At 61.0% G+C, this 14,747-nt stretch carries 11 protein-coding genes; 8 read left to right on the forward strand and 3 right to left on the reverse strand.

Annotation, left to right across the window (positions count from 1 at the left end):
* Positions 1-99: 99 nt before the first annotated feature.
* The gene (locus tag AC3IP0_RS04360) at positions 100-1,011 is read left to right on the forward strand and encodes an SDR family oxidoreductase (protein WP_489318385.1); all 912 of its coding nucleotides are present in this window, start codon (positions 100-102) and stop codon (positions 1,009-1,011) included.
* 73 nt (positions 1,012-1,084) lie between these two features.
* Here the strand turns inward: AC3IP0_RS04360 and AC3IP0_RS04365 are convergent, their stop codons facing one another.
* Positions 1,085-1,855: an N-acetylmuramoyl-L-alanine amidase gene (locus AC3IP0_RS04365; protein ID WP_489318386.1), complete on the reverse strand. Its 771-nt coding sequence runs from the start codon at positions 1,853-1,855 to the stop codon at positions 1,085-1,087.
* A 556-nt stretch (positions 1,856-2,411) separates the two neighbouring features.
* Between AC3IP0_RS04365 and AC3IP0_RS04370 the strand changes: the two genes are divergently transcribed.
* The 3 genes from AC3IP0_RS04370 (at position 2,412) to AC3IP0_RS04380 (ending at position 8,285) form a co-directional block, all read left to right on the forward strand.
* On the forward strand, positions 2,412-4,205 hold the full coding sequence (locus tag AC3IP0_RS04370; protein ID WP_489318387.1) for a DUF1302 domain-containing protein: 1,794 nt from the start codon (positions 2,412-2,414) through the stop codon (positions 4,203-4,205).
* Positions 4,206-4,228: 23 nt separating this feature from the next.
* Positions 4,229-5,599: a DUF1329 domain-containing protein gene (locus AC3IP0_RS04375; protein ID WP_489318388.1), complete on the forward strand. Its 1,371-nt coding sequence runs from the start codon at positions 4,229-4,231 to the stop codon at positions 5,597-5,599.
* A gap of 142 nt (positions 5,600-5,741) precedes the next feature.
* Positions 5,742-8,285: a LuxR C-terminal-related transcriptional regulator gene (locus AC3IP0_RS04380; protein ID WP_489326712.1), complete on the forward strand. Its 2,544-nt coding sequence runs from the start codon at positions 5,742-5,744 to the stop codon at positions 8,283-8,285.
* Between the two features lie 15 nt (positions 8,286-8,300).
* Here the strand turns inward: AC3IP0_RS04380 and AC3IP0_RS04385 are convergent, their stop codons facing one another.
* Positions 8,301-9,098: an IclR family transcriptional regulator gene (locus AC3IP0_RS04385; RefSeq protein ID WP_489318390.1), complete on the reverse strand. Its 798-nt coding sequence runs from the start codon at positions 9,096-9,098 to the stop codon at positions 8,301-8,303.
* Between the two features lie 163 nt (positions 9,099-9,261).
* Between AC3IP0_RS04385 and hmgA the strand changes: the two genes are divergently transcribed.
* Genes hmgA through maiA form a run of 3 tightly spaced genes read left to right on the forward strand, consistent with a single transcriptional unit; the run spans position 9,262 to position 12,522 of the window.
* Positions 9,262-10,566, forward strand: coding sequence for a homogentisate 1,2-dioxygenase (gene hmgA, locus AC3IP0_RS04390; RefSeq protein ID WP_489318391.1), 1,305 nt, complete (start codon positions 9,262-9,264; stop codon positions 10,564-10,566).
* 3 nt (positions 10,567-10,569) lie between these two features.
* The gene (fahA, locus tag AC3IP0_RS04395; protein WP_489326713.1) at positions 10,570-11,874 is read left to right on the forward strand and encodes a fumarylacetoacetase; all 1,305 of its coding nucleotides are present in this window, start codon (positions 10,570-10,572) and stop codon (positions 11,872-11,874) included.
* 12 nt (positions 11,875-11,886) lie between these two features.
* The gene (gene maiA, locus AC3IP0_RS04400) at positions 11,887-12,522 is read left to right on the forward strand and encodes a maleylacetoacetate isomerase (protein ID WP_489318393.1); all 636 of its coding nucleotides are present in this window, start codon (positions 11,887-11,889) and stop codon (positions 12,520-12,522) included.
* 87 nt (positions 12,523-12,609) lie between these two features.
* Here the strand turns inward: maiA and AC3IP0_RS04405 are convergent, their stop codons facing one another.
* The gene (locus AC3IP0_RS04405) at positions 12,610-13,413 is read right to left on the reverse strand and encodes a SirB1 family protein (RefSeq protein WP_489318394.1); all 804 of its coding nucleotides are present in this window, start codon (positions 13,411-13,413) and stop codon (positions 12,610-12,612) included.
* A gap of 183 nt (positions 13,414-13,596) precedes the next feature.
* Between AC3IP0_RS04405 and AC3IP0_RS04410 the strand changes: the two genes are divergently transcribed.
* Entirely contained in the window at positions 13,597-14,616 is a 1,020-nt protein-coding gene (locus AC3IP0_RS04410) for a Glu/Leu/Phe/Val dehydrogenase family protein (protein WP_150727387.1), read from the forward strand.
* The last annotated feature ends 131 nt before the right edge of the window (positions 14,617-14,747 follow it).

Genomic DNA, 14,747 nt, shown 5'->3' on the forward strand with positions numbered 1-14,747 from the left:
CTTATCGCGCACCATTCAGCCTCCCCCGTGTTTATTGTGACCCGCTGCGCCGTGCCTGAAACTCGGACCCACTGTCCCTTGGCCTGCTGGAGTCCCTCCATGAATGAGTCTGTGCGCTTCGAAGATAAAGTCGTGATCATCACCGGAGCCGGTGGCGGCCTGGGACGGGCGCATGCACTGCTGTTCGCCAAACAGGGCGCCAGGGTGCTGGTCAACGATCTTGGCGGCTCGGCCCAGGGCGAAGGTGCCAATGCCTCGGCCGCGGACCGCGTGGTCGCGGAGATTCGCGAGGCCGGCGGCATTGCCGAATCCAACCACGACTCGGTCACTGACGGTGACAAACTGGTCCAGCACGCCCTGGACGTCTTCGGTCGCGTCGACGTGGTGGTCAACAACGCCGGGATCCTGCGTGACAAGACCTTCCACAAAATGGATGACGCCGACTGGGACCTGGTTTACCGCGTCCACGTCGAAGGTGCCTACAAAGTCACCCGCGCCGCCTGGCCGCACATGCGCGAGCAAAACTACGGGCGGGTGATTTTCACTGCGTCGACCTCGGGCATCTATGGCAACTTCGGCCAGTCCAACTACGGCATGGCCAAGCTCGGTCTCTATGGCCTGACCCGCACCCTGGCCATCGAAGGCCGCAAGAACAACATCCTGGTCAACGCCATCGCCCCCACCGGCGGCACGCGCATGACCGAAGGCCTGATCCCGCCGCAAGTCTTCGAACAGCTCAAGCCCGAACTGGTCAGCCCGCTGGTGGTGTACCTGGCCAGCGAAAACTGCCAGGAAACCTCCGGTCTGTTCGAAGTCGGCGGCGGCTGGATGGGCAAGGTCCGCTGGGAGCGCAGCCTAGGTGCCGGGTTCGATCCACGGACAGGTTTCTCCCCGGAAGACGTGGCGGCGCACTGGCAGCAGATTTGCGACTTCGAAGGCGCGGCGCATCCGAAGGACAACATCGAGGCGTTGAAGGAGATGATGGGGAATTTGCAGAGGTATACGCTCTGATACCGCCGGCAAGGTCACATTGATTGACCTTGCCGGTTGTTGAATATGTCGGCTGGGAGCCGTTTGTTACCGATCAGCCGGGAAAGTATTTGACTACCAGTGCCTTCAGGTTGGCGGCTGTTTGCGCGTCCATTTTTCCATCGAAGTTTTCCTGGCGAAAATGCATCTGGAATGCCCGCACCAATTGTTGAAAACCGCCTTCCGTGGACGCGCCCGAAACATCGTATCCATAGGATTTGAACAGTCCCAGCAATTCGCTTCGGGCTGGAACCCCTGATGTGTTGTATTGGCGCAGATACTCGTCCCGAGTGGTTTCATCGAACCAGGCGCCGACACCTTTCAAGTAAAGCTCCCTCCAGGGAAACATCGGTCCCGGGTCACTTTTTCGGCCGATCGAAACATCGGAGTGGCCCAGAACCTGCGTCGGCGTGATATCCGGGTAGCGCATGAGGATATTCAGCGCCAGTTGTTCAATCGCAGCAATCTGCTCGGGGTGATACGGCGGGAAGGTGAAGTCGCCTTTGTTGTCGGTCGCCAGGTTGACGACTTCAATGCCGATGGACGTGTCATTCAAATTGCCGCGGCTGCCCCACTGACTGACACCCGCGTGCCACGCGCGATGGGTTTCATCCACCAGGTTGAAAACTTCCTGCCCGGTATAACCGGCTTTCAGGTAGCTGGGGTCGGTGATATCTGGAACCAGATAATGCGCGCTGACATTCGGGCCGGTCAGTGCACTGACAGAGCTCGCAAAGTCAGCGGCCGTGTAGTGAAGAATCAGAAAGCGTATTCGACTGTTGAAGCTTCGGGTTGAGCGATAATGGTTGTATTTGATGGGTTTCATGGTTGCACTCGCTATAAGTAAGTTTGAAGTCGGACGAAGATAAAAGTCGTTCGCCGACTTGCTGTTCAACTTAAAGACTCGAGTGCTTTTGGTGTTTACCTATGCTTGTAGGTACTTTCTGAAAGAAATGTAGGTATTCGAAGTTTTGCCTGGCAGCTGTTACTCATCAAAAACCTCGCCCATAAAAAAGGCCGCTGCAAACGCAGCGGCCAAGGTAAGACGTTGGATCAGGAGCTACAAATCAACGTCAGTGAACACGGGGCGACGAACCGAATCCTCAATTCATCTGAAATCTTTCAGTCACGGCGCAGGCGGGTACATGGTGCCAGCGGTGGTTTACTGTGACAGCGAGGTAAGAATAAGCCCTTGGTGTCGTAGGAAAAATACCAATTACGGACATGCACTGTTGCAGCTCCGGCAATAGTCAGGATTCGGGTGCTCGTCGTCTGTGCCAGTCATCCTTTAGAGGTACACCACGAATACCTCCTTGGTGCGCTTATCGACCCCGATGCCCGGCAGTAGGGTGAGGCCTTCTGTCACTCACCGGGGAAGACGCATGACAAAAACAACAATGCGCGCCATCTTCACACCGCAGGCGCTGGCGGCTGCGGTCGCCTTGGGTTGCTGTGCCCAGGCGCAGGCCATTTCGTTCAGCATCGGGGAAATCGAGGGGACGTTCGACTCCTCGCTGTCGGTCGGCGCGAGTTGGGGCATGCGTGATGCGGATAGTGCGCTGGTGGGCGCCGTCAACGGCGGTTCCGGCCAGTCTTCGACCGGCGACGACGGGCGATTGAATTTCAAGAAGGGTGAAACCTTCTCGAAGATCTTCAAGGGTATTCACGACCTCGAACTGAAGTACGGCGACACCGGTGCGTTTGTGCGTGGCAAGTACTGGTACGACTTTGAACTGAAGGATGAAAGCCGCCCCTTCAAGGACATCAGCGACCACAATCGCAAAGAAGGCGCCAAGTCTTCAGGTGGACAAATCCTCGACGCTTTCGTCTATCACAACTACTCCCTCGCCGATTTGCCGGGCACGGTACGCGCCGGCAAGCAGGTGGTCAGTTGGGGCGAGAGCACGTTCATCGGCAACTCGATCAACAGCATCAATCCGGTCGACGTCTCCGCGTTCCGCCGTCCTGGCGCCGAGATCAAGGAAGGCCTGATCCCGGTCAACATGCTGTTCGCCTCCCAAGGCCTGACGGAAAAGTTGACCGTGGAAGGCTTCTATCAACTGGAATGGGACCAGACGGTCGTCGATAACTGCGGCACTTTCTTTGGTGTCGATGTGGTGGCGGACGGTTGCAACAAGGGCTACACCGTCGCCAACCCGGCCATTGCACCCTTGCAGCCGGTTGCGGCGGCCTTTGGCCAGGGCTTTGAAGTCAGCAAGGAGGGCGTGATCGTTCCCCGTGGTGGCGACCGCGATGCCCGGGATTCCGGACAGTGGGGTACGGCGTTGCGCTGGCTGGGGGACGACACCGAGTACGGCCTGTACTTCATGAATTACCACAGCCGTTCGCCGAATGTCGGGACCACCACCGCCGGGCTCAGTACGCTGGCAAGTATTCCGGGGATCGTTGCCGCCGCCAACCGCATCGCCCCCGGCAGTGGTTCCGGCCTGGCCCAAAGCGTGATGCTCGGTCGCGGCCAGTATTACCTCGAATATCCGGAGGACATCCGCCTCTACGGCGCGAGCTTCTCCACCACCTTATCCACCGGCACCGCGTGGAGCGGGGAAATCAGTTACCGCCCCAACGCCCCGGTGCAGGTCAACACCAATGACCTGACCCTGGCCATGCTCAATCCGATTGCAGGCGGTGCGGCATCGCCCATTGCCACTTCACCCGGGGCTGACAACAAAGGTTATCGCCGCAAGGAAGTGACGCAGGTCCAGAGCACCCTGACGCACTTCATCGATCAGGTCGCAGGTGCGGATCGCCTGACCCTGGTGGGCGAGGCGGCGGTGGTCCGGGTCGGAGGTCTGGAGTCGCGCAGCAAACTGCGTTACGGCCGCGACTCGGTGTATGGCCAGTATGGTTTCGGCGGCGATACCGACGGCTTCGTGACCTCGACTTCATGGGGTTATCGCGGCCGGGCCATCCTCGACTACAACAACCTCATCGCCGGGATCAACGTCAGGCCCAACCTCTCGTGGTCCCACGATGTCTCCGGCTATGGCCCCAACGGTCTGTTCAACGAAGGCGCCAAGGCCATCAGCCTCGGTGTCGATGCGGACTATCGCAACACCTACACCGCGAGCCTCAGTTACACCGACTTTTTCGGCGGCGACTACAACGTCCTCACCGACCGTGACTTCGTGGCGTTGAGCTTTGGTGCGAACTTCTGATCTGGCTGAAAAGGATGAATTCAATGCGCAAGATGATTCTGCAATTGGGCACCGTTCTGACCCTGAGTCTGCTGGCCGCCAACGTGATGGCCGCGGTGTCGCCGGAAGAAGCCAACAAACTCGGCACCAGCCTTACACCGCTCGGTGCCGAGAAGGCCGGCAATGCCGATGGATCGATTCCGGCCTGGACCGGCGGCATCCCGAAAAACGCTGGCGCGGTGGACAGCAAAGGTTTCCTGGCCGACCCCTTCGCCAACGAAAAGCCGTTGTTCGTGATCACCGCGGCGACCGTCGACAAGTACAAGGACAAGCTCTCCGACGGCCAGATCGCGATGTTCAAGCGCTATCCCGAGACCTATAGGATTCCGGTCTATACCAGCCATCGCACCGTTGCGTTACCGGCCGAAATCTATGAGTCGGCCAAGCGCAGTGCACTGAACGTAACACCGATCAATGACGGTAACGGTCTGGCCAATTTTACCGGCAACCGCTACTACGCGTTCCCGATTCCGAAGAATGGCGTGGAAGTGATCTGGAACCACGTCACGCGTTACCACGGCGGCAATCTGCGCCGCACCATCACCCAGGCGACACCGCAGTCCAATGGTGATTTCACCGTGATTCGCTTCAAGGACGAGGTCGCCGTGCCGTCGTTGCTCGGTGATCTGAAACCAGGCAGCGACGATAACGTCCTCAACTACTTCAAGCAGGAAGTGACCGCGCCGGCGCGGCTGGCGGGCAACGTATTGCTGGTCCACGAGACCCTCGACCAGGTCAAGGAACCGCGCAAGGCCTGGATCTACAACGCAGGCCAGCGCCGGGTACGGCGTGCGCCACAGGTCGCTTATGACGGCGTCGGCACCTCATCCGACGGCCTGCGCACCACCGACAACTTCGACATGTTTTCCGGCGCGCCGGATCGCTACGACTGGAAACTGATCGGCAAGAAGGAGATGTACATCCCGTACAACAGCTACAAGCTCGACTCGCCTGACCTCAAGTACACCGATGTGATCAAGGCCGGGCACATCAACCAGGACCTGACCCGCTACGAGTTGCACCGGGTCTGGGAAGTCGTCGCCACGGTCAAGCCGAGCGAGCGGCATGTGTACGCCAAGCGCCACATGTACATCGACGAAGACAGCTGGCAAGTGGCGCTGGCCGATCACTACGACGGGCGTGGCCAGCTCTGGCGCGTCGCCGAAGGGCATGCCCAGTTCTACTACGATCACCAGGTGCCGGCCTATACCGTAGAAACACTGTATGACCTGATTGCCGGTCGCTACATTGCCCTGGGAATGAAGAACGAGGAGAAGCGCAGCTTCGAATTCAACATCGCGACAAAAGCGGGGGACTACACGCCGGCAGCCTTACGTAGCACTGGGGTTCGGTAAGTTTCCTACAGGCTCATACACAAAAGGGTGACTTTGCGGTCACCTTTTTTATAGCAGTCGATCAGTGTGTTGAATACTTCTTCAACAAGCGCTCGGGAGGGGGCTAGGGTGGCGCCAGAATTATAAAAAAGGCGCACCACAAATGACTGCTATGACGCACTGTCTGGACCGCCCTGGCTTCCTGCCCCGACTGTCGTCCCATCATCTGTCCCGCGAGCGGCTGATCGAGCCCATGCTGGTCTCGACCGCGCGGGTGAAGTTGCTTTGCGCACCGGCCGGTAGCGGCAAGAGCGCGTTGCTCACCGAATGCCTGCTGCGGGCACCGGAGCACTTCCGGGTCTGTTGGTTGCCGCTGGCGGGGGCGTCGTTGAGTGCAGCCGATTTTCTGTTGCGCCTGACGCAAGCGCTCGGTCTGCCCACGGCGGATGAGCCCGGGCTGCTGGCGCATCTGGCCCGATTACAGGCGCCGACCTGGCTGTTTCTGGATGATTACTGCCGCGCACCCAATCCGGAACTCGACCGGATGCTCGATCGCCTGTTGGCCGTCGCCAGCCCGGCGCTGACCTGGTGGCTGAGTTCCCGTCGACGACCACCCTGCAACTGGCCGCGGCTGCTGCTCGATGATGAATTGTACGAGTGCGAAGGCCGGGCGTTGGCGTTTACCGAGGACGAGGTCGGGCAGTTGCTCGGTCATGTCGAGCCGACCCTGGCGGCACAAACTGCCAAAAGGGTGGTTCAGCGCAGTGGTGGCTGGTGCGCCGGCGTGCGGATCGCGTTGCTCAATGGTTGTCCGTGGTCGGGTGAGCTGGGGCGTTCGGCGACATTGCTCGATTATCTGCAACACGAGTTGTTCAACACCTTGCCGTCGGAGTTGGTTGAGGTCTGGCAGGTGTTGGTTCATCTGCCACGCTTCAACGCCAGCTTGTGCGAGCATCTTTTCGGTACGGGTGAGGGCGCGCAGTGGCTGCACGCGTTGCAGGACATGGGCTGCTTCATTGAACCCTGGGAAGACTCCGTCGAGTGGTTGCGGGTCTTCGAGCCACTGGCCCGGGAAATGCGTGAAGAACCGACCCCGACCGGGCGATCCTGGCATCGCCGCGCGTGCCAATGGTTCAGCGCCGAAGAAGACTGGCAGGGCGCCTTCGAGCAGGCGTTGCTGGCGCAAGAGCACGAGGTCGCGGTCAGCCTGTTGCAACACTTCAGTTTTGAGCATCTGTTCAAGCGTCAGAACGTCAGCTGGTTACTCAAGCTGCACGAGCAGTTGGGTGAACAGTTGACCCTGGGCACGCCGCAACGGGTGGGGTTGATCACCGCGGCGTTGCTGTTTGCCGGGCGTTTCGAGCAGGCGACTGCCTGCATCGGGCAACTGTCCCGATTTGCCCCGCAACCGACGGCATCCTTGCAACGGCAACTGCTGGCGCGTTGGCAGGCGCAACAGGGTTGGTTGCTGCATTTGCAGGGACGCCTGCCGGCGGCACGGGCGCATTTTATCGAGGCGCTGGACGAGCTGGCGACCGAGGCGTGGCCCGCACGGTTGCTGTGTCTGTCCGGGTTGACCCAGCAAGCGCTGCTCAACGCCGACCTCGATGCCGCCCAGGCCTTCAATCGTGACGCACTGTGCCTGGCGCGGGCACAAGGCTCGTTGCTGTTTGAAGGCTTGCTCGAACTCGATCATGCGCAATTGCTGGAGCAGCGTGGTGCACCGCGGCGAGCAGGGCAGTTGCTGGCCGACATCCATGAAATGCTCGGACGGCAGGCTGATCGACCGACGCCGTTGCTGGGACGAATCGCCCTGCGGCGTGGGCGGTTGGCCCTGTGCCAGGGCCAGGATGAATTGGCCGGTGAATGTTTCCAGACGGGCCTTGATGACTGCCTGCACAGTCAGGACAAGCACGTGTTGTACGGTTTTCTCGGGCAGGCGCAACTGGCGGCCAATCAACGCGACTACGCCCATGCGTTTGATCGTCTGCGCGAGGCTGAACGGTTGATGCAGCAACGGCAGATCCCCGACACGGTTTATCGCGGCGTGCTGTTGCAAATCAGCAGTCATTTCTGGCTGCAACAAGGGCGCCCGGAGTTGGCTCGGGAAGCGCTGACCCGGGTCTTGCGTCATTACCGCGGGGCCCACGCGCGCCAGGCACCGCCGGCCACGCTGCAACTGATTGCGCGTATCGAATACCAGTTGGTATTGGCCGAGACTCAACTGCAACTGGCGCAACGCCCATTGGATCGACTCAGGGCGTTACTCGAGCACGCGCAACAACACGCCATGCTGGCGCTGGAAACGGAACTGCAATTGGCGATCTGCGAAGTGGCGGACCTGACGGGTGAGCCGGGCATGGCCCACTCGGCACTGGAGGCCGGTCTGGCGCTGGTGAAGCGTTGTCAGGGGCAACAGGCATTGCGTGATTTGAACTTGCGCCAGCCAAACCTGATCTGTCGTTTACAAGGCGAGGAGACGGTGAGCGCGCTGGCCCTGGATGCCAGCCTGCTGAGTTGTCGGGAACTGGAAGTGCTCGGCCTGATTGCCCTGGGCAATTCCAATCAGCAAATTGCCGAGCAGCTGTTCATTTCGTTGCATACGGTGAAAACCCATGCCCGTAGAATCCATAGCAAATTGGGGGTTGAACGTCGTACGCAAGCGGTGGCGATGGGCAAGAGGTTGGGCCTGATCCTGCCCGCCTGAACATCGCCGCTGTGTTCAGGTTGTCGATGAGTCGGGTTCAAAGCCCATGCGCCAGCTCACGGCACGGGTGGCGGCTAACAAACGCTGCGCCGCCGGACCGTTTTCATCAGCATGAAACAGCGAAGTCGGCCCGACCACGGTCAGTACCGCCGCTATTTTTCCCATCGCATTGAACACCGGTGCCGACAAGGCATCCACTCCGGGCATCAACAATCCATGCACATGATGCAGGCCCCGATGGCGGATCTGTTCGCACATCGTCGTGTACGCGTGCTGGTCGGCCAAGGCGTGGGCGGTGCTGTTGTGCAATTCCTGATCGCGCAGGTCCACGGTTTCACGCGCAGGCAGGTAAGCGCCGAAGACCAGCCCGGTAGAGGAACTGAGCAATGGCAACACCGAGCCCAGTTGTGTTACCACCGTCACCGCACGCACCGCCGGTTCGATATGCACCACGGTCGCGCCCTGATTGCCCCACACCGCCAGAAAACAGGTTTCGTTCAAGTCGTCGCGCAGTTCAGCCAGGGGCAGGGCGGCGACTTTCAGCACGTCCATACTGTTGAGTGCCGCCAACCCTACGCGCAAGGCTTCGCGGCCCAGGCCGTAATGGTTGGTGGCGGCATTCTGTTCGGCAAATCCGCTGGCGATCAAGGCCTGCAAATAGCGGTGAACCTTGCTCGCCGGCATCTGCACGTGTTCGGCCAGGCGCGACAGCGAAGTCGAAGGCGACAACTCGGCCAGAGCCTTGAGGATGTCGGTGCCAACCTCGGCCGAGCGGACTTTCTGTTTACCGTTGTTGTCGCTGGTTTTTTCCATGGTGGCTGGGATCCCGGGACGAATGGGCGTCTTTATAGCTTGACGGTCAATACCAATCAAATTACGTTATGCGTAATCAAATTACGATAAAAACAACCCGGACGTGCCTCGACCTCTGCAACAGAGCGAGCGGCCACTGTCGACTCCCTGTTCAGGAGGCTCCATGAACTCCGATTCAACGACGCCAGCGCTGGCTTACCTGTCAGGCTTCGGCAACGAATTCAGCAGCGAAGCGTTGCCCGGCGCACTGCCTGTCGGCCAGAACTCCCCGCAAAAAGCCCCGTACGGCCTTTACACCGAACTGTTCTCCGGCACGGCGTTCACCATGGCGCGCAGCGAAGCGCGGCGGACCTGGATGTACCGCATTCAGCCGTCGGCCAATCATCCGGCATTCGTCAAACTGGACCGGCAACTGGCCGGCGGCCCGCTGGGTGAGGTGACTCCCAACCGCCTGCGCTGGAACCCGCTGGACATTCCCGCCGAGCCGACCGATTTCATCGACGGCCTGGTGAGCATGGCCGCCAACTCGGGCGCAGAAAAACCGACCGGGATCAGCATCTACAACTACCGCGCCAACCGTTCCATGGAGCGCGTGTTCTTCAATGCTGACGGCGAAATGTTGCTGGTGCCTGAACTGGGGCGCCTGCGCATTGCCACCGAACTGGGCATGCTTGAACTGGAGCCGCTGGAAATTGCCGTACTGCCTCGCGGCCTTAAATTCCGCATCGAACTGCTCGACCCGCAAGCCCGCGGTTACGTCGCGGAAAACCATGGTGCGCCGCTGAGACTGCCGGACCTGGGGCCGATTGGCAGCAATGGCCTGGCCAATCCGCGGGACTTCCTGACCCCGGTGGCGGCCTACGAAAACCTGCAACAACCCACCACGCTGGTGCAGAAGTTCCTCGGCCAGTTGTGGGCCTGCGAACTCAATCATTCGCCGCTCAACGTGGTCGCCTGGCACGGTAACAACGTGCCGTACAAATATGACCTGCGTCGTTTCAACACCATCGGCACCGTCAGTTTCGATCACCCCGATCCGTCGATCTTCACCGTGCTGACCTCGCCGACCAGCGTCCACGGCCTGGCCAACCTCGACTTCGTGATCTTCCCGCCACGCTGGATGGTGGCCGAGAAAACCTTCCGTCCGCCGTGGTTCCATCGCAACCTGATGAACGAATTCATGGGATTGATCCAGGGCGAGTACGACGCCAAGGCCGAAGGTTTTGTGCCCGGCGGTGCTTCGTTGCACAGCTGCATGAGCGCCCACGGTCCCGATGGAGAGACTTGCACCAAAGCGATCAACGCTGAGCTCAAGCCGGCGAAAATCGACAACACCATGGCGTTCATGTTCGAGACCAGCCAGGTGTTGCGCCCAAGCCGTTTCGCCCTCGATTGCCCTCAACTGCAAAACACTTACGACGCCTGCTGGGCTACGCTGCCCGCCACTTTCGACCCGACCCGGAGATAACCCATGACGCAGACTTCCATCACACGCAGCTGGGTTGCATCCGCCAACGGCCACGCGGATTTCCCCCTGCAAAACCTGCCGCTGGGCGTGTTCAGCCTCAACGGCTCGGCACCGCGCAGTGGCGTGGCCATTGGCGAGCATATCTTTGATCTGCAAGCGGCCCTTGAAGCTGGATTGTTCGATGGCGCCGCGAAGGTTGCCGTCGAGGCCACCCGTGGCGGCCAGCTGAATGCGTTCTTCGAACTGGGCCGCGAGGCTCGCGTCGCGTTGCGCGAGCGTTTGCTGGAACTGTTCGCCGAAGGCAGCACCCTGCACGGCAAGATCGAAGCCCAGGGCGCAAAACTGCTGCCGCTGGCGGCGGATTGCGAGATGCACCTGCCGGCGAAAATCAACGATTACACCGACTTCTACGTCGGTATCGAGCACGCGCAGAACGTCGGAAAACTGTTCCGTCCCGACAACCCGTTGCTGCCGAACTACAAGTACGTGCCAATCGGCTACCACGGTCGCGCGTCGACCATTCGCCCGTCCGGTACCGATGTACGCCGCCCGAAAGGCCAGACCTTGCCGGCCGGTCAGAGCGAGCCGACGTTCGGCCCTTGCGCGCGCCTGGACTACGAACTGGAGCTGGGCATCTGGATCGGCCAGGGCAACGACATGGGCGACTCGATTGCCATTGGCGACGCCGCCGATCACATCGCCGGTTTCTGCCTGCTCAACGACTGGTCGGCACGGGACATCCAGGCCTGGGAATACCAGCCGCTGGGGCCGTTCCTGTCGAAAAGCTTCATCACCAGCATCTCGCCGTGGGTGGTCACCGCCGAAGCGCTGGAGCCGTTCCGTCGTGCCCAGCCTGCGCGTCCGCAAGGCGATCCGCAGCCGCTGCCGTACCTGCTCGACAAGCGCGACCAGGCCGCTGGTGCGTTCGACATTGAACTGGAAGTGTTGCTGCTCACCGAGGCCATGCGCGAACAGAACCTGCCAGCCCATCGCCTGACACTGAGCAACACTGGGCACATGTACTGGACCGTGGCGCAAATGGTCGCGCACCACAGCGTCAATGGTTGCCAATTGCAGTCCGGTGACTTGTTCGGCTCGGGCACGTTGTCGGGGCCGGAGAACGGTCAGTTCGGCAGCCTGCTGGAAATTACCGAGGGCGGTAAAAAGCCGATCGAACTGGCCTCGGGCGAGGTGCGTAAATTCCTCGAGGACGGTGACGAAATCATCCTGCGCGGCCGTTGCCGCCGCGACGGTTTCGCTTCCATCGGTTTCGGTGAATGCCGCGGCAAAGTGCTGCCGGCGCGCTAACAGGAGCGGGGCATGGAACTCTATACCTACTACCGTTCGACTTCGTCGTACCGGGTGCGAATCGCGTTGGCGCTCAAGGGCCTGGATTATCAATCCTTGCCAGTCAACCTGATCGCACCGCAGGGCGGCGAGCATCGACAGCCGCCTTATCTGGGCATCAACCCGCAGGGCCGCGTGCCGGCCTTGCGCACCGATGAAGGTGAATTGCTGATCCAGTCTCCCGCGATCATCGAGTACCTGGAGGAACGTTATCCACAGGTGCCACTGCTGTCCAAAGACCTGGCAGCCCGCGCTCACGAGCGCGGCGTGGCGGCTGTGATCGGCTGCGATGTGCACCCGCTGCACAACGTCAGCGTGCTCAATCGGCTGCGCCAGTCGGGCCACGACGAACCGCAGGTGGTGGAGTGGATCGGCCACTGGATCGGCCAGGGGCTAACCACGGTGGAGCAGTTGATCGGTAATGACGGTTACTGCTTCGGCCCCGAACCTGGGCTGGCGGACGTCTACCTGATCCCGCAGCTGTACGCGGCAGAGCGTTTCAATGTTGCTCTTGAGGCTTATCCACGTATCCGGCGAGTGGCGGCACTGGCGGCGACGCATCCGGCGTTCATCAAGGCGCATCCGGCGAATCAGCCAGACACGCCTTAAGTCAGAAGCAGGATCAAAAGATCGCAGCCTGCGGCAGCTCCTACCCCGATCCTCGTAGGAGCTGCCGCAGGCTGCGATCTGTTGCGTTTAATGGACGATGGAATTGGGCGGCAAATGCCCCAGCCGTTCCGTCAGGCGAATCCGCTGAATCGGATCGTCGCTGAGCAGCAGCGCATGCTCCAGGTCAAAACGCTCGGCGTTCGGGCAGTCCAGCCGTTGGTACAGGCTGGCCCGGGCCAGATAGTCGGCGGCAGTGGCATTGCCCAGTTCCAGGACGCGCTCGGCGTCGATCAGGGCATTGATGACATCGTCGTGGGACAGGTACAACTGGCGCAGGTTGCGCGACAGCCGTTGCAGCATCTGCACCGGCTCGGCGGTTGTCAGGTGCTCGGCGCTGAGCTTCATGTTCGGGCCATACTGGCGGTGCAGCAGTTCCCGACAATCGTTCGGATAAAGGCGACGGCCGCCGCAGGGGTCGAGCAAATGATCGGCGCCCGGCACCCGCAGCAGGAAATGCCCGGGGAAGTTGACCCCGACCATGGGAATCTCCAGGCCCCTGGCCAATTCCAGCGCAATCAGCCCCAGCGTCAAGGGTTGCCCTCGTCGGCGCTCCAGAACCTTATCAAGCAGTGCCACTTGCGGACGCAAGGGTGTGAAGTCGTCCTGGGCATAGCCAAGGTCGTTCATGCGTCGCAGCAGCGGCTGGGCCAGTTCACTGACCGGCAGCATCGGCAAGCCGCCGCTGACCCGTTGTTGCAACGCCTGAAAATCGGCCAACAACGCTTGCGGCTCCACCTCGCTGTCGTGCTCGGCCGCAATCCACAGTGCCGCCTCGAACAGCGCGGGCGGTGAACGTTGCAGGCAGGCGAAGAACGATTGGCGCGGGGTCATCAAAATCTCCGGGCAATGCCTCGTTTTAGCCCCCTCTCCGGCATTCGTCCAGTGCCGTAAAAGGGCGACCACAGGTTATTTCCGAAAGCCTGCATAGAGGCCGTGCTTATTCCGGTGCGCTTCTGCAATTTTTGGGCGCAAGCCTATACTGGCGTCTACAAGAAGTGATTCGGGAGCCTTACGATGTTCGCTCTCATGCAAAGCACTCGCCTTGAATCGCTGCATCTGAGCGTTGACTCGGTCACCGGGTTGAAGGCGGTAATTGCCATTCATAACAGCCGGCTGGGGCCTGCCCTGGGCGGTTGTCGTTACCTTGCCTACCCCAATGACGAATCGGCGGTCGAGGATGCTGTGCGCCTGGCCCAGGGCATGAGCTACAAGGCTGCGCTGGCCGGCCTGGCCCAGGGCGGCGGCGTGGCGGTGATCGTGCGCCCGGCCCATGTGGAAAACCGTGCGGCGCTGTTCGAAGCCTTCGGGCGCTGCATCGAACAGCTCGAAGGCCGCTACATCACCGCCATCGACAGCGGCACTTCAGTGGCGGACATGGATTGCATCGCCCAGCAAACCCAGCACGTCACCAGCACCACCTCGGCGGGCGACCCCGCGCCACACGCGGCGATGGGGGTGTTCACCGGCATCCGCAGCACCGCAATGGCCCGGCTCGGCAGCGACAACCTCGAAGGTCTGCGCGTGGCCATCCAGGGCTTGGGCAATGTCGGGTATGCATTGGCAGAACAGTTGCACGCTGCCGGTGCCGAACTGCTGGTCAGCGACATCGATCACGGCAAGGTGCAACTGGCCATGGAGCAACTCGGCGCGCACCCGATTGCCAACGAGGCGCTGCTCAGCACACCTTGCGACATCCTCGCACCCTGCGGGCTGGGCGGTGTGCTCAACAGCCATACCGTCTCGCAATTGCGCTGCTCGGCGGTGGCCGGTTCGGCGAACAATCAGCTGACGCATCTGGATGTCGCCGACCAACTGGAACGCCGCGGCATCCTGTATGCGCCGGATTACGTGATCAACGCCGGTGGGCTGATTTACGTGTCGCTCAAGCACCGCGGCGAAGAGCTGTCGACCATTACCGCACACCTGTCGAAAATCAGCTCGCGCCTGACCGAGGTGTTCGCCCACGCCCAGGCGGAAAAACGCTCCCCCGCACGGGTGGCCGATGAGTTGGCGGAGAAAGTGTTGTACCGGTGAATCAGGTGGGTTTTCCACAGACATGAAAAAGGCCCTGGATCATTCGACTCAGGGCCTGTTCAATTTGGGCTTTGCCTACTTGGCGGCTTTGGGGGCCTTGGCAGGCTTGGCCGGGGTGATCGGCTCGGCGG

Source organism: Pseudomonas sp. GL_103 (assembly GCF_057835175.1).